Raw genomic sequence first — 24,806 nt, forward strand, 5'->3', positions numbered from 1 at the left:
AGTTAAACAAATTAACCTCTTCGGCGACTTGGTCTATTGTTTCTAAAATCTTTCATCTTTTCTATAACAGTAGCTTGATAATCTGCTTTATTAATCTCCTCGCCACGTTTTGGGGCTTCAATTTCTACTGTTTCTTTAGGATTAATAACAATTTTGGAACACAGCATCGTATTATTATCTGCACTAACTTCTAAAATCAAACCTGGTAATCCCCAATATTCTGATGGGCCATGACTAACAGGAATTTGAGGAGTATACCATGCTTCTACCTGCGTCATTTTTAGTTCTGGTTCTTTAACTGCTCCTGTTGAATCTACCTGAGGCTCTTGATTTCTTAATTTATCCCAAGAGAAATTATACCAAGACAACTCATCAGACGGAATTAAAGCCATAGCTTTAAAACAAGTATAGTTTCCTATCTGCTTAGTTTCCGAACCCATTTGCCAGTCTATTTTTTGAAGCTTATCTTTTACTAAGAATTTTTTACCATAAAATTCTTGACTTTGTACAAGCTGATTGTCTTTCACATTTTTATACTGGTCACCTTGCGCAAAATTCTTTCCCCAAGAATCTGTGGCTCCAGACATGGCATCTAGCTTTTCATCTTCTTTAAAAAACGACTCGGTTTTATTAAATGATAATACATACGTTTTTTCAAGTCTATTCTTCATCCTAGCCATGACTTGCTTTTTTTGTGCCTCGCTTAGTCTAGCGCCCCATCGTCCTAAATCCATAGTTGATTTTGAGAAATAATACGCCTTTCCTTGAAATTCTTGTGCTTTACTCTGTAGTGAAAAACTAAGAACAACTACTAAAATGCTAAGTTTTAAGAAAATTGATTTCATGATGATGGTCTAAAATTATTGTTTTGTTTAACAAATCTAAACAATCATTGAACACAATTTATCTGTTTATCAAAACATTAACACCTTATTTTTAGCCTCCAATACGAATATGAATGCTTTCGCCATCTCTATTTCCCCGTTGTGGCTTAAAACGTTCTAACATTTCTTTTTGCTTAGCATCCATGATTTTTTCGTATTCTGCTTGATTAACTTTTTTACCTTTTGTAGGCTCTTTAATATCAATCGCATCTTCTGGATTGATTACAATTTTACTACATACGATATTAAGCTTGCCATCATGGACTTCTAGTATTAATCCCGGTAAACCTTGATACTTGGCTGGTCCGTTATTTACAGGAATTTGTGGTGTATACCATGCTGTTACAGTACGTTCTTCTAACTCCGGTTCTTTATCCTCTTCTTGGGATTTACCAAACGTTTTTAGGTCAACTGGCTTGGGTACCATTTTAGTAAAAGTGGCTTTAAAACACTGATAATTACCAATATATTTTGTTTCGCTTCCCAATTGCCAATCTATAGACTCTAAGTCGTCCTTGACTAGAAAAATTTTGCCCATGGTATCCTTTTTTTCTGAATACGTATTGGTTTTAGTATTCTTATAAAGAATGTCACTACCGCCTCCGATTCCAATAGTCATAACTTGCATTCCGTTACCACCAACTTGCGGTGGCGCCAGACTTTCGTCTTCTTTATAAATGGAAGACTCTTTGTCGAACGTAAGTGTGTACGTTTTTTGAAATTGTTTTTTTAGCATTTCGGACATTTGCTTTTGTAAATCCGAAGTCATATTTGGATTACTACTACTGTCTATTTTAATATCTACTGCTCGCTGCGTTTTATAAGTCGCAACTCCTTTAAAATCTTGAGCACTAGCACTGGAAAAAACCAGTGCTAAACTAAGGACGACAACTCTAATAACTGTTTTCATTTTTTGATAATTTTATTCTTTTGATTTATAATATTTAATTGCTGCTTTTCTTAGTTTTTTAATATTCTTAAGAAACTCTTTTTTATCATTAGTGTTTCCTTTTATTTCATAGCTCATGCTAGACTTTACACCATTAGACATGGTCTTTCCGTTACATTTTATTTTAAAACTCAGTTCTTCACCTTTTTCGGTAATATCTAATAGTTCTTCAAAATCTTTGATTGAAAAGGTAGATTCGATTTCTTCTGCAGAATCAACTTCGACACTAATGCTCATATTTTCGATTTTGTTGTCTCCTAACTTAACTTCTCCTTTTAAATTATTGGACTGAGCAAAAACTGAGGTTACCATAATAATTGCAACTACTGTGATTAAATTTTTCATGTTGTATTTGTTTTTTTGATTAGTACACTACAAATATGTCAACTTCTTTACGATTTTAAAGTTAACCAACGTTAATGTGTGTTAACCGATTAGTCTGCTATTAGAATATCCTCTACTTTTGAAGTATGAATGATAAACGCTATAGATATATACTTTATGTAATTACCCTTGTAATTATCGCAACCATAGGCATACAAATTTATTGGAATTACAAAAACTATCTTACCAATAAGCAACAGTTTATAAACGACGTACAAACGAGTTTAGATAAAGCCGTAGATGATTATTATGCAAAGATTGCTGAGCAAACTACTATGGCAATGACGTTTGATAAAATACCGGTATCTAAGTTTACTGAAGAAAAAAGTACTTTCAACGACATTTTTAATAATCTTGATTTTAAAAACGGTAAAATAGAGCAGATAGACACAAATAAAACCAAAAAAATTAAAGGATTTTCTGTTTTAAGAGGTTTTAAAGCAGATTCCATGATGGCTGCTCGTCGCAAAAAAAATAAATCATTGAACATTGATTCTTTTCAACTTAAAATGAAAGAATTAAAGCAAGCTGATGGAAATGCCAAACTAGACAACATTAAAATCTTAACAAATCAGATAATGATTTCGATAACCAATGACACTTTAAATTTAAGAGTCATAGACACGTTACTTAAGAAGGAACTTCAGCGCAAAAAAATAAATATGACTTATAATTTAGCGTATGAAAACCCAAAAGAATCAAACACCTCAATTGATGAGGTAATTATTGTTGAGGCGGATACTACAAATCTAAAGACCAAAGATATTTTAAGTGTATGCTCTGAATCTACTTTTTTACCTAAAGAAAGTAATCTTAAAGTAAATTTTACTAACGAAACCAAAGTGATTTTAGGCCGAATGCTTGGTGGAATTAGTATTTCTACATTATTAGTATTAAGTGTAATTGCCTGCTTGTTTTATCTACTAAAAATCATCCAAAATCAAAAACAACTAGCCGAAGTTAAAAATGACTTGATAAGCAATATTACTCACGAATTTAAAACACCAATCGCTACCATTAGTGCTGCTCTAGAAGGCATTAATAACTTTAACATTATCGACGACAAAGAGAAAACTAAAAAATATATAGATATGTCTTCTACTCAGTTGTCTAAGCTAAATATAATGGTAGAAAAACTGCTTGAAACTGCAACTTTAGACAGTGAAAGTTTAGAACTTAATAAAGAAGAAATAGATATTGTTCCGCTAATAGCATCGCTATGCAGGCGATACCAAACTCAACATACTAACAAAATAATCCAAACAAGTTTTAAAGTAAAAAGCTTACTATCTAAAGTAGATGTTTTTCATTTCGAAAACGCGATTAATAACATTCTAGACAATGCCATAAAATACGGTGGCGAAATAATTACAATAGATGTAATACCAAACAAAAATTCGTTTAACATCAATATTTCAGATAACGGAACAAGTTTAGCTAAAGTGAATAAAGAACGAATTTTCGAAAAATTCTATCGTGTTCCTAAAGGCAATAAACACGATGTTAAAGGTTTTGGTATTGGTTTGTTTTACACTAAGAGTATTATAGAAAAGCATGACGGTACCATTAAGCTAGACCTAAATAATCAACTTACAACATTTAAAATCTCCCTTCCAAATGGCTAATCCTATCAAAATATTACTTGCTGAAGATGAAGCCGCACTTGGCCAAATTATAAAAGAGAGTCTAGAAACTAGAGATTTTGAAGTACTACTTTGCGAAGATGGGGAAATGGCATTTAAAACGTACAAAGCTGAAGCTCCAGAACTTTTGGTTCTAGACGTTATGATGCCCAAAAAAGATGGTTTTACGCTTGCTAAAGAGATAAGAGCGATAGACGACGCTATTCCTATAATATTTCTGACTGCAAAATCCCAAACGCAAGATGTTGTTGAAGGCTTTACTATTGGAGGTAACGATTACTTAAAAAAACCATTTAGTATGGAAGAGCTAATCGTTAGAATTCATAATTTAATTGGGCGCACGAAGCTTCAGAAATCATCAGAAATTTTAGAACTCGGCGATTATAGTTTCGATTTCCCAAAGCAACTTTTAACCTACAAAACAGAAGATGCCGTGCAACTTACCCACCGCGAGGCACATTTACTATTTCATCTCATTAAAAACAAGAATGCTGTACTAGACCGCTCACTTATTCTTAACAAGCTCTGGGGAACAGACGATTTCTTTACAGCTAGAAGTATGGATGTTTTTATTTCTAAACTTCGGAAAAAATTAAAACAAGACGAAAGCATACAGATTTTAAATGTGAGAGGCTTTGGTTACAAGTTGACGATTTAGAAGCTAAAAAAGTATATTGAAGCAATTAAATGGTTCAATTTTTGTACTTTTCTGGCTATAATGAAACGTATATTCTACATTATTCTTTGTCTTTGCTCTTTTAGTTTTTCGCAAGAAAATATAGAGCTTAAACTTGAAGCTACCGCCGAATTAAAAGCATATAAAATTTTTGGTGTAGATACATTTGGCACACTTTATTATTCGGACAAAAACCATAGTTTTTACAAAAAATCTACAGATACCATTATTAGCTACGCCAACTTTCAGCTCGGCGAAATATCATCTGCAAATACGTTTAATCCTCTTAAAATAAATCTTTTTTATCAAGATTTTAATACCATGGTTGTATTAGACAATCGGCTCGCAGAAATTACTAAAGTAGATTTTAACACACTTTCAGATTATAAAAATGTGACTCTTATTTCTACAGGTTACGATAATTTTATCTGGCTTTTTAATCAAGATTTACAGCAATTAGAACTATTTGATTACCTCTCCAAAAAAACACGAATTAAAACCGTACCCGTACAATCCCAGGCGTTATCTCTAAAAAGTGACTATAATTATTGCTACCTACTCACTGAAAACTACTTGTACGTTTACAGCTATTTTGGAAGTTTAATCCATAAAATTGAAAACAACAACTTTACAGACATGGCTTTTAGTAAGGGTCAACTGATTTTAAAGTCGGGTAATAACCTATTTCTACTTGCAAAAAATAGTAAAGAATTAAAGACTATAAACACCGAGGATTTGTTAATAAATCAGTTTTTGGTAACCGACGAAACCTTGTATATTTACAACGACGAAAAGCTACGTCGCTACCAACTAAAATCTCAATAAACTATGCATGTTGCCGTTGCTGGAAATATAGGCGCTGGAAAAACAACGCTCACAAAATTATTAGCGAAACATTACAAATGGGAAGCACAACTAGAAGATGTTGTAGACAATCCTTATTTAGATGATTTCTACAACCAGATGGAGCGATGGAGTTTCAATCTTCAGGTATATTTTTTAAATAGCAGATTTCGTCAGGTAAATCAAATCCAACAAGGTAAAAAAGACATAATTCAAGATAGAACCATCTACGAAGATGCTTTTATTTTTGCGCCAAATCTCCATGCCATGGGCTTGATGACTAACCGAGATTTTGAAAATTATTCGTCGCTATTCGAACTAATGGAGTCTTTTGTAAAAGGTCCTGATTTGTTAATTTACTTACGAAGTAGCATTCCTAATCTGGTTGCGCAAATTCATAAAAGAGGACGTGATTATGAAAATACTATTAGTATTGATTATTTAAGCCGACTAAATGAACGTTATGAAGCTTGGATAACAAAATACAACAAAGGAAATTTATTGATTATCGATGTAGATAATTTGGACTTTGTTGCAAATCCTGAAGATTTAGGAGGTATAATTAATAAAATTGATGCTGAGATAAACGGTTTATTCTAATCGCTAGCACGACCAAACAATAGTTTCTATATTCTTTTCAATACAATGGGGTTTACATAGTGATAAAACCGTTAGCCCTTGCGTGCTTAATAGCTTCTGTACTATTATCTACTATTAAAACAGGAAGCTTTCTATAATCTTTAAAAAGTCTATTGATGCGTTTCATACGCTTTTTATCATTTACACTACGCAGGTAAATAGCAGCTATTCGATTAGGAAATTTTTCGACGACATCTAGATATATATCCGCATCTTTTTCTCCACAATCCCCTATTAAAATAAACTTTAAGCTAGGATAGGTTTCTAAAATATTGAATACTTCTTGGTACTTATGTGCCAATTCTGGCTTAGGCGTTTTGTCAAAAGGTGTTCTAAAATCACGAAGTAAAATGGGACCTTTTGGAAATTTGTTCGATTTTAGAAAAAACTCAAGGTATCTATATAAATTCCATGGGCTATTACTCACGTAGAAAATAGGGTTAACCGTATTATGAAGTAGGTCGTAAAACTCGGCTGTACCGTCGAGCGCTTTTCGTTTAAGAGGTGTCTTGAATAACGTGTTAACAATAACTCTCCATTTTAATCTAGAGGTAACACCGGTGTGCAATATAGTATCGTCTATATCGCTTATAACACCAAATTGAGCCTCTTGAGATGGCACTAACATTTTGCCTTTAAATACATTTTCTTGTTGAATTTTGCGCTTTATCGTTAGTGCATTATAACTCACGGAATAGTCTAACCAACCTTCAATATCTGTTTTAAATTCTTTGCTTATAGGTGAATCGTAAAGGTAATAGCCTTCGGCATCGGTTTTTAGATTAAACAGATTCTCCTGAATTTTAATTGTTATTGCTGTATTCCGAATTTCATCTGTTTCGAAACGTTTCCAAGAATTTACTAATAAGCTAAACCAGCCTTTTTTAGACAAATCGATATCCTCGTCTTCTAAGGCACGCCCGCGTAAGTATAGATGCTCAGAAGTTCCGTAAGTTAAAAACGGAATGATTTGTAAAGGGTCTTTTTTTAGCATCAATCAAATATAAAAAAAACCACACTTATCTTAATTAGAAAGACAGTGTGGTTTTCCTGTTATAAATTAAATCTATTATCCTTTAGATATATCTACTTTCTCTACTTTTATTTCTTTTTCAGAAGCATTTTTCATTGAACTTTCAAAATCCAAAAGTTGCTTTTCTACTTGAGATTTAGTTCCAGTAAACGTTTTGGATTTAGAAACTTCCTCTCCATTCACTACCATTGTATATTCTATAGTAGCTTCTGCTAAATCTGCATCAGTAAGTATAATTTCTTTATTAACTTCTTGTGTTTCGTAAGTCGAAACTTTAGCATTATCTAATGCCAAACTAGGAGCGATAACTAAAGCCACAACAGACATTAACTTTAACAAAATGTTTAAAGAAGGTCCTGATGTATCTTTAAAAGGATCTCCAACTGTATCGCCAACTACTGCTGCCTTATGCGCATCAGTACCTTTGCGTCCTTGCTCTTCTATCATTTTCTTTGCATTATCCCATGCACCACCAGCGTTAGATTGGAAAATTGCCATTAAAACACCACAAGTTGTAACACCGGCCAAAAGACCACCTAACATTTCTGCACCGCCTAAAAATCCTACCGCAACTGGTACGGCAATGGCTAATAAACCTGGTAGCACCATCTCTTTAATAGACGCCTGAGTAGAAATAGCGACACACTTCTCGTATTCTGCCACGCCATCAGCTTCGTCAAAGATTTTTCTTTGAGCTTCAGTAGCTTTAGACATATCAGAATCTACTGCTCTCATTACTTCTAAAGCCGCTTTTAGTTTTGGAATATCTCTAAACTGTCGTCTGACTTCTTCAATCATGGCCATCGCTGCTCTACCTACTGCATTCATTGATAATGCCGAAAAAACAAACGGTAGCATTCCACCAACTAATAGACCTGCCATAACAGTAGGTTTAGACACGTCGATTGCAATGACATTAGCCGTTTTCATAAATGCTGCAAATAAAGCTAAGGCTGTAAGCGCTGCAGATGCAATAGCAAAACCTTTTCCAATGGCTGCTGTTGTATTACCAACCGCGTCTAATTTGTCTGTACGCTCTCTAACCTCACTTGGTAATTCTGCCATTTCTGCAATTCCCCCAGCGTTATCTGAAATTGGTCCGTAAGCATCAACCGCTAATTGTATACCTGTATTTGCAAGCATCCCAACTGCCGCAATAGCAATACCATATAATCCTGCATAATGGTGAGATACCAAAATCGCAGCTGCAATTAATAAAATAGGAATCATCGTGGACATCATTCCAACACCTAACCCTGCAATAATATTTGTTGCGCTACCCGTTTCAGATTGTTTTACGATAGACATCACTGGTTTTGTTCCGGTACCAGTGTAATACTCCGTAACTTTACCAACAGCTAAACCAGCAACTAAGCCCGCGATTACAGCAATAAATACACCCATTGCACCTGCTGGCAATCCTTCTACTGTCTCAGGAATTAAGGCATGAATAATAAAATAAGAAGCTACTAGCATTAAACCTGCAGAACCAAATTCTCCAATATTTAATGCTGTCTGTGGATTACCACCATCTTTTACTCGAACAAAGAATGTTCCTATAATTGACATAACTATACCAACAGCTGCTAAGACCATTGGTAAATACACAGCGCCTAATCCATTAAAATCTGGTGTAATGATAAATGCTCCCAATACCATTGTTCCGATTATTGAGCCTACGTAAGATTCGAATAAATCGGCGCCCATTCCGGCTACGTCTCCAACGTTGTCTCCAACGTTATCAGCTATGGTTGCAGGGTTTAAAGGGTGATCTTCTGGAATTCCAGCTTCAACTTTCCCTACTAGATCAGCTCCTACGTCGGCAGCCTTTGTGTAGATACCACCACCTACACGAGCAAATAAAGCAATAGAAGAGGCACCTAGAGAAAATCCTGACAGTACATTTAAAACCTCATTAATTCCCCAGCCCATTTCGCTATATATCATGAATAAACCACTAAGGCCTAAAACTCCAAGACCAACAACGCCTAAGCCCATTACTGCACCACCAGCAAAAGCCACTTCTAAAGCTTTGCCCAAAGATGTACGAGCAGCACTGGTTGTTCTTACATTTGCTTTTGTAGCCACTTTCATGCCTATAAAACCAGCTAGAGCAGAACATATAGCTCCAATAATAAATGATACAGCTACCATACCGTTAGACCCAGATTCATTGGCGCCTTTGAAATAAAGTAAAATTGCAACTGCAACTACAAAGATTGATAATATTTTATATTCGGCCTTTAGAAAAGACATTGCCCCATCTGCAATGTTTTTTGCGATTCTTTTCATTTTATCGTTTCCTTGGTCTTGTTTGCTTACCCATGCACTTTTAATAAATACAAATAGTAAAGCCAAAACCCCAAACGCAGGTAGTCCTTTAATAAGTAATTCCATATTTTAATATTAAGTTAATTAGTTAATAAAATTCGGGATCTAAAATAGAAAAATATACCTGATAAAAAAAGCCACCTTTAATTAAAGATGGCTCAAAATTTTTAGCTAAATATTATTGATAATGCATTAAATTGAAAAGTCTCCATTTTTCTTATGCTCACTACTATCAAAACGCTCCATACATTTCGTTACAATATCGTATGCTTCTTGGGCATTTCCCCAACCACCGACATCTACTTTTTTCTCTTCTAAGTCTTTGTAAACTTGGAAAAAATGCGTTATTTCATCAAGTCTGTGTGGATTTAAATCGAATATGTCATTTCTTAAACTCCAAATGGGGTCAGATACAGGAACACATACTACTTTTTCGTCTGGACCTTTCTCATCTGCCATATGAAAAACACCTATTGGCTTAACTTCCATAACGCACATAGGAAACGTAGGCTCATGGCCTAAAACCAACACATCTAAAGGGTCACCATCTAACGCTAAAGTTTCTGGGATAAATCCATAATCTCCAGGATACATCATTGATGAAAAGAGCATTCTATCGAAACGAATCTTCTTTAGGTTAAAATCGTACTCGTATTTATTTCTACTTCCTTTTGGTATTTCTATTAAAACATCAAAGGTTAATTGTCCATTACCAGTCATAAATCATTCATTTTTTAGGGGTGCAAAGATAATTTAATGTTTGGTTATTACAACGTAATGACAGAAAATATGTATTGGAATTTTGAGATACTGATATTTTGATATCTTATTGCTAGAAGTAAAAACCAAAACTTCCTGTTACACCAAATCTTCTGGCATCTGGTAAGTCTAAATAATTCCCTCTGAAATTAAAATCGATTCTTAGCACTTTAAAAATATTTGCTACTCCAAAACTATATTCGTAATAAACTCTAGAGTCTGGAGCTCTTAATATAATTTCAGCAGGATTTCCTGTGGTACTTAAAAGACGGTTTGCATCGGATAATTCTCCCCATACACCGCGAATTCCCAAAATAGCTCTTAGATTGTATTTTTTAAGAAAAGGAATACGAGAAAAAATGCGCCCATTAAAATTGTGCTCTACATGCAGAGATGTGTAGGTATCTGTAACAAATTCGTAAAAATCTAATTGAGGAAACGTGTTATAAATTGAAAAATAAGTTTGGTTTCCAGGAACAACGCTAAGTAGCGCTAATGGAACGTCTCCGAAAGTCTTACCTAACTCTACCGAGGTCGTTAATCTACCAAAACCCCCAATCTGCCATGGCTGAATGTAAGAGAACTGAAGTTTGGTGTAATCGAAATCACTGTTAAACAAATCTTTATCTCCGCGACTATATTGCGCAAATAGTCTAGCAAAATTATCATTCTTTTCCTTGCGTTCTACTCCAAAACCTGTCATTTGGCGTTTTGGATAATAACCTAAAGAAAAACGAGTTTCAAACTGGTTGACTTCAGAAGAAATCCCTGAAGCCGATTCAGGGTCATTATAATCAAGACTAAAAGTTGGCGATGCAGAACGCATTTCTCGATAGCTTCCGTCTAATCGAAATACAACATTTCTAAACGGCTCTATTGAGAAACCAAAATTTGATAAATTAATATTGGTCAGTTTATCGTTTGTTCCACCGGCAATAACGGCAGAGGAAGCTAAACTCCTTCCAAGGACATCTGTAGAACTCGTTAAACTCGCACCTATTTGCTCTACATCTCTACGGTTACCTCCAAATATGGTAAGTCGACTGCGTTTATCTAGCAACCATTTTCCTGATATCCCATATTTAAACTTGTCGTCTCTAAATCCGTAGGCCAAAAACCCCTCTAGTCGCCATAAATCATTTGGTCCAAAATAGGTTCTTCCGCCTGCACGTAAACGCACACCTTCTACATCATTGAAACCAAAGGTTGAGAATATTGGACCATAATCCATATTAATACTTGGAAATTCGATATAACCAGATGCTAAAATGCTTCCTAGATTATAAAGTCGTTTAAATTTCTTTACGGTCTTTAAGGTGTCTAGCATTTTATAGACACCTTTTTCATCTTTATTTAAAGCTTCTAATCTATTCTTCTCCCAGAATTCTTCTTCCCTATTGTAGACATCCTCATCGTAATTGTAGACTTCCTTATCGTAAAAATCAGGCTCTTTTTTTATGTCGAATTTATAATTATCGAAAAGTGTGGTTCGTTTTCCGTAAACACCACGTGATTTCTCCTTTTTATTAAGGGCAAAATCTGATAAGAAATAATCTCTCTTAATAAGGAATATTGAATCGTTAAGCACCTCGAACTCTTGCTCTATATAAATTTCTTTTACCCAGTTAATGTTCGCACTTTTTGAAGCTTGAAGATTAATTTCTTTTATAGCGTAAGTTGAGTCGTTAACCCAAAAATCACCTTTAAAGGTCAATTCGTTTTTGCGTCTCGGATAGTAAATGATATTATAGCACCATTTATTATCAATAAATGCGCTATCCGACAAGACATAATTATAGGTCTGAATACCTGTACGGCTTAATGGACTCACAAAACTTTTATCAAAAAACTTAAGATAGTTATCGTAGATGTTATAATCTGAATATAAATCGTCTATAAAGTCTATGATTATCTGATTATTGCTAAAACCAGAATTCTTGTTACCTACTAATTCTTCGCGCTTTTTACCAATAACATTATCACCCGAAATCTTTTTTACAGATTCATTTAAAAAAATAGGCAGATAGGTCTTACCTGTAACACGAGAAGTATCTACTTCTTCAAAAACAAACTCCATCCCTTTAAAAAGCTTACTTTTTATAAGGGCACTGTCTATGGTATTTAAGTCGAATTCTACTTTCTCGTATTGGTCATATTCGTACTGTTTAAACTGTTTAAGACCGTTTTGGCGCTTACGCTCCCATATTTTCTTAAGAATTCGAATGGCTGGATTTTCCGAAGCTTTCTTGGACTGCTTTCCAGTGACAATAACTACAGCGTCTAAGGCTGCAGCTTCTTCTTTTAATGTGAATTTTAAATCGTAATTGACGCGTTTTGGAAGTTGATAAGTAAATACTTCAAAACCTAGAAAAGAAATCTCGAGAGTATCCCAATTTTCATCGGACTCTAAATAAAATTTACCATCCTCATTGGTAATGGTACCAATAGTAGAGCCTTTAAAGATAACATTTGCAAAAGCAATTGGCTGATTACTTTCATCGAAAACATAACCGCTAACCTTAGTTTGGGCTAAGACGATTATAGAATTTAGGGCTAAAAAAAGAAAAAGTAATTTTTGCTTCATAATCAAAAAACTTCATCAACTATTGTGCTAAACTTAAATTACAATAGAAGATGAAGTTTAATTAACGCAGAAATATGCGAATTATTTATTTGTACATCACCTTTTTTACAGCTTTAATAACATCTGTATGATTAGGCAACCACTCTTCTAACAATACAGGAGAATATGGTGCTGGTGTATCTGCAGTATTAATTTTTACAATTGGTGCGTCTAGATAATCAAATGCTTCAGACTGTACTAGGTATGTTATTTCTGTAGCAACATTTCCAAAAGGCCACGCTTCTTCAAGAACAACCAAGCGATTCGTTTTCTTCACAGAATTAACAACTGCTTTTCTGTCCATTGGACGCACGGTTCGTAAATCTATAATTTCACAAGAAATGCCTTCTTTTTCAAGTTCGTCAGCAGCTTTGTAAGCTTCTTTTATAATTTTACCAAAAGAAACAATAGTAACGTCTGTACCCTCGCGTTTAATATCTGCAACACCTAATGGAATTGTGTATTCTCCTTCTGGAACTTCTCCTTTATCGCCATACATCTGCTCACTTTCCATAAAGATTACTGGGTCATCATCTCTAATGGCTGATTTTAATAAACCTTTTGCATCATAAGGATTTGATGGCACTACAACTTTAAGCCCTGGAGTATTTGCAAACCAATTCTCAAAAGCTTGTGAGTGCGTTGCTGCTAACTGACCCGCAGATGCAGTTGGACCTCTAAATACAATAGGACACTTAAACTGCCCTCCAGACATTTGTCTAATTTTTGCGGCGTTATTTATAATTTGGTCGATACCAACTAAAGAAAAGTTAAACGTCATATACTCTACAATAGGTCTATTACCCGTCATTGTAGAGCCAATAGCAACACCAGCAAAACCAAGCTCTGCAATCGGTGTATCTATAACTCGTTTTGGTCCAAACTCATCAAGCATACCTTTAGATGCTTTGTATGCACCATTATATTCAGCAACTTCTTCACCCATTAAATAGATGCTCTCGTCCCTGCGCATCTCTTCACTCATAGCCTCTGCAATCGCTTCTCTAAATTGAATCGTCTTCATCCTTTAAATTTTAATAGAAAAGCAAAAATAGGAATAAAAGAAAAACTTTATTGATGAAATTTCTTTAAAATTTATTATGCACGCATAGTAAATATTCGAAAAAAAGTATTTATCTTCGTAACCACTTAATTTAAAAGGGTGTTTTCAGCTTTAATCCCTGTAAAATATAGTGTTTCAGAATAAATTACGATAACGTTATCGTAAATAAAATTATAGTTATTTAAACAAAAAAGAAGAGTTATGAAGATTTTAGTTTGCATTAGTCACGTGCCTGATACGACTTCGAAAATCAATTTCACAGATGGTGATACAAAATTTGACACCAATGGCGTACAATATGTTATAAATCCTAATGATGAATTTGGTTTAACACGTGCCATGTGGTTTAAAGAAAAACAAGGTGCATCCGTCGATGTTGTTAATGTCGGTGGCCCAGAAACAGAACCAACATTACGTAAAGCGTTAGCTATTGGAGCAGATTCTGCAATTCGTGTTAACACAGAAGCTAAAGATGGTTTTGCTGTAGCAAAAGAATTAGCAAAAGTAGTTACAGATGGTGGTTACGATTTAGTAATTGCCGGTAGAGAGTCTATTGATTACAATGGCGGAATGGTTCCAGGAATGTTATCGGAATTAGTTGGTGCTAATTTTGTAACCAACTGTATAAGTTTAGAAGTAGATGGCACAAATGCAAAAGCTGTAAGAGAGATTGATGGCGGAAAAGAAACTGTAAACACGTCTTTACCATTAGTTATTGGCGGACAAAAAGGTTTAGTAGAAGAAAGTGATTTGCGTATTCCTAACATGAGAGGTATTATGATGGCTCGTAAAAAGCCTTTAAACGTTGTTGAACCTATTGGAGCGAATGCAGAAACTGCCGCAAACAGTTTTGAAAAACCTGCACCAAAAGGTGCTGTTAAATTGGTAGATGCAGATAATATAGATGAATTAATAAACTTACTTCATAACGAAGCTAAGGTGATTTAAATTCCCAAAGACGTCCATTGAGGCACTCGAAATGGACATTTAGGGATAGGTCACTTCGAGAACCTCAGTGACCAAAGCTTTTAAAAATTAATAATACGTTTCCCGTTTTCACGGGAACCATAAATAAAAGATTTATTATGTCAGTTTTAGTATATACAGAATCAGAAAACGGAAAACTTAAAAAAGCAGCTTTAGAATGCGTGTCTTACGCAAAAGCAATTGCTAATGATATGGGAACAAGCGTTACTGCAATTGCTATAAATGCAAACGATGTTGATACCTTAGGAAATTACGGAGCAGATAAAGTTCTTAATGTAAAAGACGATGCTCTAAATCCTTTCAACGCAAAAAAGTATGCAGGCGTTATCGAACAAGCTGCTAAAAAAGCGGACTCGAAAGTAGTCGTCGTTAGTTCTAGTGCAGATAGCAAATATTTAGCACCATTATTAGCAGTCGGTTTAGAAGCAGGTTATGTTTCTAACGTTGTAGAAAAGCCATCTAGCCTCTCGCCTTTTACTGTTAAGCGCACCGCATTTACTAATAAAGCATTTGCAAATACAGAGATTTCGACAGACGTAAAATTAGTTGGCTTATCTAATAATTCATTCGGATTAGTAGAATCTGGTGGTTCCGCATCGATTGAAGATTTTTCACCTTCAATTTCAGAATCTGGCGTAACTGTAGAATCAGTAGACAAAGCCGCAGGAAAAGTAACTATAGCCGATGCCGAAGTTGTTGTTTCTGGTGGTCGTGGATTAAAAGGTCCTGAAAACTGGGGATTAGTAGAAGATTTAGCAGAAGTTCTTGGTGCTGCAACAGCATGCTCTAAGCCGGTAAGTGATTTAGGATGGCGTTCGCATAGCGAGCACGTAGGCCAAACAGGTAAGCCTGTTGCTACAAACCTTTACATTGCTATTGGGATTTCTGGAGCTATTCAGCATTTAGCAGGTATTAGTGCTTCAAAAGTTAAAGTGGTTATCAATACAGACCCAGAAGCTCCTTTCTTTAAGGCAGCAGATTATGGTATTGTAGGTGATGCTTTCGAAGTTGTACCTGTGTTAACCGAAAAGTTAAAAGCATTTAAGGCACAAAACGCTTAAATTTTATTATCTTTAAAATTCAAAGAACTGTTTAGATTTAACCAGTAGTTGGTAAATTCAAAATTTAAACGGTTCTTTGTGTTTTAGTATATTTAAATCTCGATTATCGAGAAATTATGAGTTTAGTACGCTTAAACATAAAAGGCATATCGTATAGCCAAACACAAAATGGCGCTTATGCTTTGATATTAAATGAGGTAGATGGCGACCGTAAATTACCAATAGTTATTGGTGCTTTTGAAGCCCAATCTATTGCTATTGCTCTCGAAAAAGAAATTAGACCACCTCGACCGCTTACTCACGATTTGTTCAAAAACTTCTCTGACCGTTTCGCTATTGTTGTAAAGCAAGTTATTATTCACAAACTCGTGGATGGTGTCTTCTACTCTAGCCTTATTTGCGAACGCGATAATATAGAAGAAATCATCGATGCTAGAACTAGTGATGCTATAGCTTTAGCATTACGTTTTCAGGCACCAATATTTACTTACAAAAATATCTTAGACAAAGCTGGAATCTATCTTAAAGTTAATCCCAAGAAGGACGAGCAAGATGACGATAGTATTTTAATGGATGAGCTTATTGCTGAAGAAATTGAAACAGCTGCTTTTGGTGATGACATATACAAAGACAAATCGTTAGAAGAATTGCATAATCTTTTAGACGAAGCTGTAGCTAACGAAGACTACGAAACAGCAGCAAAGATTAGAGACGAGATTTCTAAACGCTAAATCAATCCTAAATGAAACATATTTTATTAGCTATAACAGCTATTTTTTTTGGACTTTCTGTAAATGCTCAAGGTATCGAAAAAACATGGCAATACGAATCTGGAAATATCTTTGAATTTAAAGATGGCAGTTTTAAATATGAAGATTTAGAAGGAGATTACATTAGACAGAATAATTTAATGATTTTGTACATCAACGACTCAATTAATAGTGTTGAGCGTTATAAAATTTCTGAATTAACAGACTCTACGTTTGTCTTTAGTAACGAATCAAAAACTTTTAATCTAAAATATAATTTCGAAGACAGAACTTCAACCTTAAGCAAAACATCTTCGGAAGACCAACTTATACCTAGTCAAGGTTTTTCACTTAATAGTCTATGGCGCGGTGCCTTAGGCATGGTCACGCTTATCTTTATTGCCTTTTTATTTAGTAGTAACAGAAGAGCAATAAACTGGAAAACTGTTGGTATTGGTTTAGCTTTTCAGTTAATTATTGCCATAGGCGTTTTAAAAGTAGGCTTTGTAAAAACAGCTTTCGAATGGGTAGGAAGTCTTTTTGTAAGCGTATTAGATTTTACTAGAGCAGGAAGTAAATTCTTATTTGAAGGACTTGTAATGGATATGGATACTTTTGGATTCATTTTCGCTTTTCAAGTATTGCCAACCATCTTATTTTTCTCAGCCTTAACATCTGTACTATTCTATTTGGGTATTATACAAAAGGTAGTAAAAGCCTTTGGATGGTTACTATCTAAGCTTCTTAAAATTTCGGGTGCGGAAAGCTTGAGTGTTGCCGGAAATATTTTTCTTGGACAGACCGAAGCACCACTTTTAATAAAAGCTTACCTCGAAAAAATGAACAAGTCTGAAATACTACTTGTTATGATTGGTGGTATGGCAACTGTTGCAGGAGCAGTATTGGCAGCTTATATTGGTTTTCTCGGAGGTGACGACCCAGCGCTTCGTTTGGTTTACGCCAAGCACCTCTTAGCGGCATCGGTAATGGCGGCTCCTGGCGCTATTGTGATTTCAAAAATATTATATCCACAAACTGAAGACATCAACACAGACGTAAGTGTATCTCAGGAAAAAATTGGGTCAAACATATTAGATGCTATTTCTAACGGAACTACAGAAGGCTTAAAACTAGCTGTTAATGTAGGCGCAATGCTATTAGTATTTGTTGCTTTTATTGCAATGATTAATGGTGTTTTAGGCTGGGTTGGGGATGTTACTACCCTAAATGAATGGGTAATGGCAAACACACCTTACCAAACACTTTCGCTAGAGCTTATTTTGGGTTATACTTTTGCACCACTCATGTGGTTAATCGGCGTATCATCAGAAGACATGGCACTTATGGGGCAACTTCTAGGTGTTAAATTAGCAGCTAGTGAATTTATTGGATACATTCAGTTAGCAGATCTTAAAAATGTTGCAAATGCCACTCACCTTAATTACAACAAGTCTGTAATTATGGCCACTTACATGCTTTGTGGTTTCGCCAACTTTGCCTCTATAGGAATTCAAATTGGCGGTATCGGTTCTTTAGCGCCAGGTCAACGTAAACAATTGTCCAAATTTGGAATGAAAGCCTTAATTGGTGGAACTATCGCCTCTTTAATTTCTGCAACAATTGCAGGAATGATTATTGGGTAAAAGAAGCCCCATTGTCCTACGGACATTTCCCCAAAGGGGAAAACATATACTTGTGAAAATTAGTTAATAACTTTTGATATCTGCCTGGTCATATTAAAAGAATGAATTATTCAATTTACTTAAATTCGTTTATCATTTATTTTAATTAGTTTCTTCCCTTTGGGAAGACGGAAGATGGGCATATGAAACAATACCACGACTTAGTAAAGCACGTTTTAGCCGAGGGCAACGAAAAAGGAGATAGAACAGGAACAGGTACCAAAAGTGTGTTTGGTTACCAAATGCGATTCGATTTAAGCGAAGGTTTCCCAATGGTGACTACTAAGAAACTCCACTTAAAGTCCATAATTTATGAACTTCTTTGGTTTTTAAAAGGCGATACTAACATTAAGTATCTCACAGAAAACGGCGTACGTATTTGGAACGAGTGGGCTGATGAAAATGGTGATTTAGGGCCAGTTTATGGTCACCAATGGCGCAACTGGAACGATGACGAAATTGACCAAATTAAAGAAGTTATTCATACATTGAAGAACAATCCAAACAGTAGAAGAATGTTAGTTTCTGCTTGGAATCCTTCTGTGTTGCCAGATACTTCAAAATCCTTTTCAGAAAATGTAGCTAATGGTAAAGCAGCGTTGCCGCCATGCCACGCATTTTTTCAGTTTTATGTTGCTGATGGTAAGTTATCATGCCAACTCTATCAACGTAGTGCGGATATCTTTCTAGGTGTGCCTTTTAATATTGCGTCTTATGCATTGTTTACTATGATGATGGCCCAAGTTTGCGGTTACCAACCAGGCGATTTTATCCACACCTTTGGAGACGCGCATATCTACAATAACCATATGGAACAGCTAGAGCTTCAATTATCGCGTGAGCCAAGACCACTTCCTAAAATGATTTTGAATCCAGAAGTTAAAGACATCTTTGATTTTAAATTCGAAGATTTTACCTTGGTGGATTACAATCCACACCCACATATTAAAGGTGTTGTTGCTGTATAATAACTATTTATGAAAGTTTTAAAATTAATAATTGCAATTCTTGTATTTAGTTTTGCTAACGGGCAAAACAACAAAATCCCATTATTAACAGAATGCAATAATCAAGAAAACAGTTTAAGCTGCTCGTATTTCACAATTCATAATTTAATACTTTCTAAACTTAACTCTTTAGATGTTAACTCTTTTAAAAACAAACCCTCTGAAATAATTATTTCCTCTTTACTTAGGTTTGATGAAAATGGAAAAGTTGATAGCTCAAACTCCTTATTTTATTCAAAGGAAATCGAGGTAAGCAAAAAACTTAATGATATTTTAACACAAATTAAAACTGCTATCCCTTCAGCCAATAAAAAAGGAGAAAATATAGCTAGTTATTATAGAAATACGTTCTACTTTTCGCTAAAAGAAAATGGTTTTGAAACTTGGAATAATACATCCCCAAAAGAAAAAGATTTCTTTATGCCCGAAAAATATCCAATATTTTCCGGATGTAAGGAAAAATGGCCAAATGAAAGACTGAGGAAGTGCATGTCTTTGGGTATAGCACGTTATGTGAAATCTGAATTTAATTCTAACGGACGAATAAAAGAGTCTGGAATATTACCTGGTTCACAAGTTAAAATTTCAGTGTTTTTTAAAATTAACCCTCAAGGAAAAATTATTAATGTTGGTGCAAGGGCTAAAAATAAAATATTAGAAGATGAAGCAATTAGAGTTATCAAAAATTTAAATGATTTAACTCCAGGCTATATTGCTCACAAACCGGTAACTGTACCTATTAGTTTACCTATCCTTCTTTTAATAAGTTATTGATAGTCTTATGCTAATCCTCTGTAAAATATTAAAAAAGGCTTCAAATACTTGAAGCCTTTTTTATTCTGTCTTATTTTTAATTACAAATTAATCACCCCATTTTCTGCGGCAGCAAAGTCATTCCAAGCGTAAGCATCTGCCTGCTCATCATTGATGTAAGCACCATCAACGACATATCTAAACTCATAAGAACTATCACAAGGTAAATCTACCGTTCCTTTAAAGGTTCCGTTCTTTAATTTTTTTAATTCTGTAGCTTCAGTATTCCACTCGTTAAAGCTTCCAACAACAGCTACATTTTTTGCCTCTTTTGCAGGAACAGAAAATGTTACTTTACAAACTGGCTTACTTTTTAAATACTGTTTTTTAATTGCCATAATAATCGATTTAATTAATAATCAAATGTATAAAAGAATTTCACCCTAGAATAGCGAAATGCTAAGGACCTGTAAAGAATTACCACTTTCATAAAAATGACGATATCAAGATTGCAAATTGATAAAATTTAGATGCTAAAATCGCTATTCTTTCAATAAATAAATTGAGTCTTACTTGACTGATTTTCAACTACATCGTTTTCGAAAAACTAATAAAATACAATACAAATATCTACTACAACGATTTAGTGAAAAAAGGGTATCTTTAACCTAGCAAAAAGCAAGCTTATGTTCGGTAAAAAGAAACAGACACCATCCATTGATAAAGAACAATTAGAATTAATTGAGAATGCACAAAAACGCATAAAAGCTAAAAAACGATTATACGTTCATTTTGTAGTATTTCTTATTGGCGCCGTTTTCTTAATTATTGCCAATACTGTGCTTGGTATAGGAAAAGATTTTACCATCGCCGGTATTAATTGGTTTGTATATGCCATTTTAGCTTGGTTATTTTTATTTATATACCATTTTATCAATGTGTTTATTACCAATAAATTTATGGGTAAAGATTGGGAAAAACAGCAAGTAGAAAAATTGGTAGCTAAACAACAACAGCGTATAGATAAGCTAAAAGAAAAGTTTGCCAAAGAAGATGAAAAATTAGCTGAAAAGCAATATGCTCAAGAAAAATCACCTAAGGTAGACACTTCCATAAAAAAAAAGAATAAGCTAACTGTAATCGTTGCTGCTGGTGAAAATAATGCCATTGGCAAAGACAACGACCTTATTTGGCATCTAAGTGATGACTTAAAACGTTTTAAAAAACTCACTAATGGACACCATATTATCATGGGGCGTAAAACCTTTGAGAGTTTTCCTAAACCACTTCCTAACAGAACACATATAGTGATTACTCGACAAAAAGACTATACCGCACCTGATGGTGTTATTGTTGTAAACTCGTTGGCTGATGCTTTGGATGCCTCTAGAAAAGATGACAATCCATTTATAATTGGTGGAGGCGAAATCTACAAACAAGCCATGCCTTTTGCCGATGAATTAGAAATTACACGTGTTCATGCTACTTTTAAAGATGCCGATACATTTTTCCCTTTGATAGATGCTATGGAATGGAAAGAAGTTTCAAGAACTAAGCATGAAGCCGATGAAAAGCACGCACATGCTTTTTCGTTTATTACTTACGCTCGTCGATAAGATATTATCTTTTTCAAAGACATCTATTTATTATCCTAAATAATTTAATTCCTATTTTTGCATCACTAAATTGAAACTACAATGAACGCATATATTTTTCCTGGTCAAGGTGCTCAATTCTCAGGTATGGGCTTAGACCTCTACGAAAACTCACCTTTAGCTCAAGAACTTTTCGAAAAAGCCAATGATATTTTAGGTTTTTCTATTACAGATATTATGTTCGAAGGTTCTGCTGAAGACCTAAAAGAAACTAAAGTTACACAACCAGCTATCTTTTTACACTCCGTGATTTTGGCAAAAACTTTAGGAGAAGATTTTAAACCAGATATGGTTGCTGGTCATTCTTTAGGCGAATTTTCTGCGCTTGTTGCTGCTGGAGCTTTAACCTTTGAAGATGGTTTAAAATTAGTATCTCAGCGTGCACAAGCCATGCAAAAGGCCTGCGAATTACAACCTAGTACTATGGCTGCAGTTTTAGGATTAGATGATGATATAGTTGAAAAAGTATGTGCAACTACAGAAGGTATTGTTGTTGCTGCAAACTACAATTGTCCAGGGCAATTAGTAATTTCTGGAGAAATTGAAGCCATTAATAAAGCCTGCGAAACGCTGAAAGAAGAAGGTGCAAGACGTGCATTAGTATTACCTGTTGGCGGAGCATTTCACTCACCAATGATGGAACCTGCTCGTGAAGAGTTAGCGGCAGCAATTGAGAATACAACCTTTAATAAGCCTAACTGCCCTATTTATCAAAATGTAACAGCTTCTGCTATTACTAATGAAACAGAAATAAAAGCCAATTTAATTTCGCAATTAACCGCGCCGGTACGTTGGACACAGTCTGTACAACAGATGATAGCTGATGGTGCTACGCATTTTACCGAAGTCGGGCCAGGAAAAGTACTCCAAGGATTGGTGAAAAAAATACATAGAGAGGCTGAAACAGCTTCTGCCACATTTGAAACTAACGCTTAATAACTTATTATTTTGAATAGAAATCTCTTGATAGCATTAATTGTTATCGGCAATTTAGCAGTTGACCAATTATCCAAAATATGGGTGCGCGCTAATTTTATCTATGGTGAAACCAAAGAATTAATCGGCGATAAATTTGTTATGCAGTATGTAGAAAATAAAGGTGCTTTTTTAGGTATGGGTAGTGATATGAATCCTACACTTCACTTTATTTTATTAAAACTTTTACCGCTTTTAGTTTTACTCTATGTTGTTTACTACATCGTAAAAACTAAGAGTTTGGACAAGCTTAGCTTAATTGCATTTTCTTGTATTGTTGGTGGCGGGTTAGCTAACGTAATTGACCGATTCCTATTCAGTTCTGTTACGGACTTTTTCTTTATCGATTTAGGAGGTGTATTTAAGACTGGTATATTCAATGTTGCAGACGTTGCTGTAACGACTGGAATGTTTATGCTTATATTCAGTAATTTTATCCTGAAGAAGAAAAAATCGGAAGCTTAGTCTATCTTGTTAGTACGCAATCTTGGCAGTCTTTAACTTCTCCGTAATACGTTTCGCGATATTTATGAAGTGTTTTTATGGGTATGTTTAAAAACTGCTTTCTTATATAAGTTACGTTAGTGTACAGTTTGCCCATTCTTGGTGAAAATCGCTTTTCTGTTTTGGTCTCCCTTTTTATGCTTATCAATTTCATGTATTATCCTTTATCATTAATTACAAAGGAACAAATAGCAGGAAGAACAAGCGATTATTTAACGTTAAACCTATGTTAAGCCTTTATTTTACTTAGATTTTTGCAATTATTTCAGAAAATAGTTATCAATTTCTAAACTATGGCTCCTCAAAATCTCAAGGTTCTCAATTTTAATTTTGGACACCCTTATATACTACGCCATCTTTCATTACAAAAACAACGTTTTCCATCGTAGAAATATTCTTCGTTGGGTCGTCTTCAACGGCAATAATATCGGCAATAAAACCTTTTTTAATCTGGCCTAATTGATTTTCCATCTTTAAAATCATAGCATTAGTTACTGTCGCACTTTGTATAGCTTCGATAGCCGGCATACCTGCTTCAACCATATACCCAAACTCTTTTCCGTTATCGCCATGATAGAAAACAGCAGCATCGGTACCAAACGCAATACCTACACCAGCCTTGTAAGCACGAGCAAACATATCTTGAATTTTAGGTCCAATATCTAAGGCTTTAGGAACAATGATTTCAGGATAGTAGCCTTTAATTTTAGCTTTTTCTGAAACAAACTTGCCCGCACTAATTGTAGGCACCAAATACACATCGTACTGTTTCATTAATTCCATAGTTTCAGCACTCATGAGTGTTCCGTGTTCAATAGTTTTTACACCACCTTTTATGGCACGTTGCATGCCTTCATCTCCATGTGCATGTGCCGCTACATGGAATCCGTAATCTTTTGCAGTTTCACAAATGGCTTTAATTTCTTCTATAGTAAACTGAGGGTTTTGCCCGTTTTTGGCAACACTTAAAACACCACCTGTTGCCGTAATTTTTATTAAATCTGCACCGTTTTTATAGCGTTGTCTAATTGCTTTTTTAGCATCTTCTACGCCGTTAACCACACCTTCTTTTGGTCCAGGGTTACCAAGGAGACTTCGTTTTGCTCCGTTAGTAGGGTCTGCATGCCCACCAGTTGTAGCGAGCGCTTTTTCAGCAGTAAAAATTCTTGGGCCAACAACCTTACCTTGGTTTATTGCATTACGCAAAGACACGTTGACACCAGAACCTCCTAAATCTCTAACTGTTGTAAAACCATTCATTAAAGTTACGTTTGCATAGTGTAATGAATTATAGGCTACGTCTGCATCGTTTAACGTATAAGCTTCAAGATATTTTTTCGGATTAGTTTCAGACTCGATATGTACGTGCATATCTATTAAGCCTGGCATCACTGTTTTAGATTTTAAATCAACTACTGTACCTGACTTTGGTTTTGCGTAACCGTCTACAACATCTACGATAGTATTCCCTTCAACAATAACTGTTTTCTCGTTTAAAATTTTACCAGAATTGGTATCAATCAATTTCCCACAATGTAGATAGGTCGTCTGCCCTACAATCGTCGTTGTAAATAATAAAACGCACAGTCTGAATAATAGTTTCATA

General features: G+C 34.8%; 24 protein-coding genes. 13 read left to right on the plus strand and 11 right to left on the minus strand.

What is annotated here, in order from left to right:
- Positions 1-11: 11 nt before the first annotated feature.
- The 3 genes from DFQ05_RS06175 to DFQ05_RS06185 form a co-directional block, all read right to left on the minus strand.
- A complete protein-coding gene (locus tag DFQ05_RS06175; protein WP_132704531.1) occupies positions 12-845 on the minus strand; it encodes a GLPGLI family protein in 834 nt (277 codons plus the stop codon).
- A gap of 91 nt (positions 846-936) precedes the next feature.
- Complete coding sequence (locus DFQ05_RS06180) at positions 937-1,794, minus strand: GLPGLI family protein (RefSeq protein WP_132704532.1); 858 nt, start codon at positions 1,792-1,794, stop codon at positions 937-939.
- A gap of 12 nt (positions 1,795-1,806) precedes the next feature.
- Positions 1,807-2,178, minus strand: coding sequence for a hypothetical protein (locus DFQ05_RS06185; RefSeq protein WP_132704533.1), 372 nt, complete (start codon positions 2,176-2,178; stop codon positions 1,807-1,809).
- Between the two features lie 125 nt (positions 2,179-2,303).
- On the opposite strand from DFQ05_RS06185, the gene DFQ05_RS06190 reads away from it, so the two are divergent.
- The 4 genes from DFQ05_RS06190 to DFQ05_RS06205 are packed head-to-tail and all read left to right on the plus strand — an operon-like array spanning position 2,304 to position 5,979.
- Positions 2,304-3,842, plus strand: coding sequence for a sensor histidine kinase (locus DFQ05_RS06190; RefSeq protein ID WP_132704534.1), 1,539 nt, complete (start codon positions 2,304-2,306; stop codon positions 3,840-3,842).
- Entirely contained in the window at positions 3,835-4,518 is a 684-nt protein-coding gene (locus tag DFQ05_RS06195) for a response regulator transcription factor (RefSeq protein ID WP_132704535.1), read from the plus strand. The genes DFQ05_RS06190 and DFQ05_RS06195 overlap by 8 nt, the downstream gene beginning before the upstream one ends.
- 60 nt (positions 4,519-4,578) lie before the next feature.
- A complete protein-coding gene (locus DFQ05_RS06200) occupies positions 4,579-5,361 on the plus strand; it encodes a hypothetical protein (RefSeq protein WP_132704536.1) in 783 nt (260 codons plus the stop codon).
- Between the two features lie 3 nt (positions 5,362-5,364).
- Positions 5,365-5,979: a deoxynucleoside kinase gene (locus DFQ05_RS06205; protein WP_132704537.1), complete on the plus strand. Its 615-nt coding sequence runs from the start codon at positions 5,365-5,367 to the stop codon at positions 5,977-5,979.
- A 52-nt stretch (positions 5,980-6,031) separates the two neighbouring features.
- Here the strand turns inward: DFQ05_RS06205 and DFQ05_RS06210 are convergent, their stop codons facing one another.
- The 5 genes from DFQ05_RS06210 to DFQ05_RS06230 form a co-directional block, all read right to left on the minus strand.
- The gene (locus tag DFQ05_RS06210; protein ID WP_132704538.1) at positions 6,032-7,012 is read right to left on the minus strand and encodes an App1 family protein; all 981 of its coding nucleotides are present in this window, start codon (positions 7,010-7,012) and stop codon (positions 6,032-6,034) included.
- A gap of 75 nt (positions 7,013-7,087) precedes the next feature.
- Complete coding sequence (locus DFQ05_RS06215) at positions 7,088-9,448, minus strand: sodium-translocating pyrophosphatase (protein WP_132704539.1); 2,361 nt, start codon at positions 9,446-9,448, stop codon at positions 7,088-7,090.
- Between the two features lie 126 nt (positions 9,449-9,574).
- Positions 9,575-10,102, minus strand: coding sequence for an inorganic diphosphatase (locus DFQ05_RS06220; protein ID WP_132704540.1), 528 nt, complete (start codon positions 10,100-10,102; stop codon positions 9,575-9,577).
- 112 nt (positions 10,103-10,214) lie between these two features.
- Positions 10,215-12,725: a DUF5686 and carboxypeptidase-like regulatory domain-containing protein gene (locus DFQ05_RS06225; protein WP_132704541.1), complete on the minus strand. Its 2,511-nt coding sequence runs from the start codon at positions 12,723-12,725 to the stop codon at positions 10,215-10,217.
- An 85-nt stretch (positions 12,726-12,810) separates the two neighbouring features.
- Positions 12,811-13,788 carry a pyruvate dehydrogenase complex E1 component subunit beta gene (locus DFQ05_RS06230; RefSeq protein WP_073082925.1) on the minus strand — a complete coding sequence of 326 codons (978 nt, stop codon included), beginning with the start codon at positions 13,786-13,788 and terminating at the stop codon, positions 12,811-12,813.
- 240 nt (positions 13,789-14,028) lie between these two features.
- Here DFQ05_RS06230 and DFQ05_RS06235 point away from each other — a divergent pair, with 240 nt between their 5' ends.
- The 6 genes from DFQ05_RS06235 (at position 14,029) to DFQ05_RS06260 (ending at position 20,087) form a co-directional block, all read left to right on the plus strand.
- Positions 14,029-14,775, plus strand: coding sequence for an electron transfer flavoprotein subunit beta/FixA family protein (locus tag DFQ05_RS06235; protein WP_132704542.1), 747 nt, complete (start codon positions 14,029-14,031; stop codon positions 14,773-14,775).
- A gap of 137 nt (positions 14,776-14,912) precedes the next feature.
- On the plus strand, positions 14,913-15,875 hold the full coding sequence (locus tag DFQ05_RS06240; RefSeq protein WP_132704543.1) for an electron transfer flavoprotein subunit alpha/FixB family protein: 963 nt from the start codon (positions 14,913-14,915) through the stop codon (positions 15,873-15,875).
- Positions 15,876-15,991: 116 nt separating this feature from the next.
- A complete protein-coding gene (locus DFQ05_RS06245; protein WP_132704544.1) occupies positions 15,992-16,606 on the plus strand; it encodes a bifunctional nuclease family protein in 615 nt (204 codons plus the stop codon).
- An 11-nt stretch (positions 16,607-16,617) separates the two neighbouring features.
- Complete coding sequence (locus DFQ05_RS06250) at positions 16,618-18,267, plus strand: NupC/NupG family nucleoside CNT transporter (protein ID WP_132704545.1); 1,650 nt, start codon at positions 16,618-16,620, stop codon at positions 18,265-18,267.
- A gap of 182 nt (positions 18,268-18,449) precedes the next feature.
- Positions 18,450-19,274 (plus strand): thymidylate synthase, encoded by an 825-nt coding sequence (locus DFQ05_RS06255; RefSeq protein WP_132704546.1) that lies wholly within the window; start codon positions 18,450-18,452, stop codon positions 19,272-19,274.
- 9 nt (positions 19,275-19,283) lie between these two features.
- The gene (locus DFQ05_RS06260) at positions 19,284-20,087 is read left to right on the plus strand and encodes an energy transducer TonB (protein ID WP_132704547.1); all 804 of its coding nucleotides are present in this window, start codon (positions 19,284-19,286) and stop codon (positions 20,085-20,087) included.
- Between the two features lie 80 nt (positions 20,088-20,167).
- On the opposite strand, the gene DFQ05_RS06265 is transcribed toward DFQ05_RS06260, so the two are convergent.
- Positions 20,168-20,464 carry an isoamylase early set domain-containing protein gene (locus tag DFQ05_RS06265; RefSeq protein WP_132704548.1) on the minus strand — a complete coding sequence of 99 codons (297 nt, stop codon included), beginning with the start codon at positions 20,462-20,464 and terminating at the stop codon, positions 20,168-20,170.
- Positions 20,465-20,752: 288 nt separating this feature from the next.
- Here DFQ05_RS06265 and DFQ05_RS06270 point away from each other — a divergent pair, with 288 nt between their 5' ends.
- From DFQ05_RS06270 to lspA, 3 genes are all read left to right on the plus strand, one after another.
- Positions 20,753-21,682 (plus strand): dihydrofolate reductase, encoded by a 930-nt coding sequence (locus tag DFQ05_RS06270; protein WP_132704549.1) that lies wholly within the window; start codon positions 20,753-20,755, stop codon positions 21,680-21,682.
- A gap of 81 nt (positions 21,683-21,763) precedes the next feature.
- Positions 21,764-22,657, plus strand: a complete 894-nt coding sequence (gene fabD, locus DFQ05_RS06275) for an ACP S-malonyltransferase (RefSeq protein WP_132704550.1) — start codon at positions 21,764-21,766, stop codon at positions 22,655-22,657.
- Between the two features lie 12 nt (positions 22,658-22,669).
- Entirely contained in the window at positions 22,670-23,161 is a 492-nt protein-coding gene (gene lspA / locus DFQ05_RS06280; RefSeq protein ID WP_241974223.1) for a signal peptidase II, read from the plus strand.
- A 1-nt stretch (position 23,162) separates the two neighbouring features.
- Here the strand turns inward: lspA and DFQ05_RS13745 are convergent, their stop codons facing one another.
- Positions 23,163-23,354 carry a hypothetical protein gene (locus DFQ05_RS13745; RefSeq protein WP_132704552.1) on the minus strand — a complete coding sequence of 64 codons (192 nt, stop codon included), beginning with the start codon at positions 23,352-23,354 and terminating at the stop codon, positions 23,163-23,165.
- Between the two features lie 170 nt (positions 23,355-23,524).
- The gene (locus DFQ05_RS06290; RefSeq protein WP_132704553.1) at positions 23,525-24,805 is read right to left on the minus strand and encodes a metal-dependent hydrolase family protein; all 1,281 of its coding nucleotides are present in this window, start codon (positions 24,803-24,805) and stop codon (positions 23,525-23,527) included.
- Between the last annotated feature and the right edge of the window lies 1 nt (position 24,806).

The sequence above is a fragment of the Winogradskyella wandonensis genome (assembly GCF_004346845.1).
Classification (GTDB): Bacteria; Bacteroidota; Bacteroidia; order Flavobacteriales; family Flavobacteriaceae; genus Winogradskyella; species Winogradskyella wandonensis.

Coding starts and splice junctions, on each gene's coding strand:
- DFQ05_RS06175 (WP_132704531.1), bottom strand. CDS start 845: ATGAAATCAATTTTCTTAAAACTTAGCATTTTAGTAGTTGTTCTTAGT.
- DFQ05_RS06180 (WP_132704532.1), bottom strand. CDS start 1,794: ATGAAAACAGTTATTAGAGTTGTCGTCCTTAGTTTAGCACTGGTTTTT.
- DFQ05_RS06185 (WP_132704533.1), bottom strand. CDS start 2,178: ATGAAAAATTTAATCACAGTAGTTGCAATTATTATGGTAACCTCAGTT.
- DFQ05_RS06190 (WP_132704534.1), top strand. CDS start 2,304: ATGAATGATAAACGCTATAGATATATACTTTATGTAATTACCCTTGTA.
- DFQ05_RS06195 (WP_132704535.1), top strand. CDS start 3,835: ATGGCTAATCCTATCAAAATATTACTTGCTGAAGATGAAGCCGCACTT.
- DFQ05_RS06200 (WP_132704536.1), top strand. CDS start 4,579: ATGAAACGTATATTCTACATTATTCTTTGTCTTTGCTCTTTTAGTTTT.
- DFQ05_RS06205 (WP_132704537.1), top strand. CDS start 5,365: ATGCATGTTGCCGTTGCTGGAAATATAGGCGCTGGAAAAACAACGCTC.
- DFQ05_RS06210 (WP_132704538.1), bottom strand. CDS start 7,012: ATGCTAAAAAAAGACCCTTTACAAATCATTCCGTTTTTAACTTACGGA.
- DFQ05_RS06215 (WP_132704539.1), bottom strand. CDS start 9,448: ATGGAATTACTTATTAAAGGACTACCTGCGTTTGGGGTTTTGGCTTTA.
- DFQ05_RS06220 (WP_132704540.1), bottom strand. CDS start 10,102: ATGACTGGTAATGGACAATTAACCTTTGATGTTTTAATAGAAATACCA.
- DFQ05_RS06225 (WP_132704541.1), bottom strand. CDS start 12,725: ATGAAGCAAAAATTACTTTTTCTTTTTTTAGCCCTAAATTCTATAATC.
- DFQ05_RS06230 (WP_073082925.1), bottom strand. CDS start 13,788: ATGAAGACGATTCAATTTAGAGAAGCGATTGCAGAGGCTATGAGTGAA.
- DFQ05_RS06235 (WP_132704542.1), top strand. CDS start 14,029: ATGAAGATTTTAGTTTGCATTAGTCACGTGCCTGATACGACTTCGAAA.
- DFQ05_RS06240 (WP_132704543.1), top strand. CDS start 14,913: ATGTCAGTTTTAGTATATACAGAATCAGAAAACGGAAAACTTAAAAAA.
- DFQ05_RS06245 (WP_132704544.1), top strand. CDS start 15,992: ATGAGTTTAGTACGCTTAAACATAAAAGGCATATCGTATAGCCAAACA.
- DFQ05_RS06250 (WP_132704545.1), top strand. CDS start 16,618: ATGAAACATATTTTATTAGCTATAACAGCTATTTTTTTTGGACTTTCT.
- DFQ05_RS06255 (WP_132704546.1), top strand. CDS start 18,450: ATGAAACAATACCACGACTTAGTAAAGCACGTTTTAGCCGAGGGCAAC.
- DFQ05_RS06260 (WP_132704547.1), top strand. CDS start 19,284: ATGAAAGTTTTAAAATTAATAATTGCAATTCTTGTATTTAGTTTTGCT.
- DFQ05_RS06265 (WP_132704548.1), bottom strand. CDS start 20,464: ATGGCAATTAAAAAACAGTATTTAAAAAGTAAGCCAGTTTGTAAAGTA.
- DFQ05_RS06270 (WP_132704549.1), top strand. CDS start 20,753: ATGTTCGGTAAAAAGAAACAGACACCATCCATTGATAAAGAACAATTA.
- fabD (WP_132704550.1), top strand. CDS start 21,764: ATGAACGCATATATTTTTCCTGGTCAAGGTGCTCAATTCTCAGGTATG.
- DFQ05_RS13745 (WP_132704552.1), bottom strand. CDS start 23,354: ATGAAATTGATAAGCATAAAAAGGGAGACCAAAACAGAAAAGCGATTT.
- DFQ05_RS06290 (WP_132704553.1), bottom strand. CDS start 24,805: ATGAAACTATTATTCAGACTGTGCGTTTTATTATTTACAACGACGATT.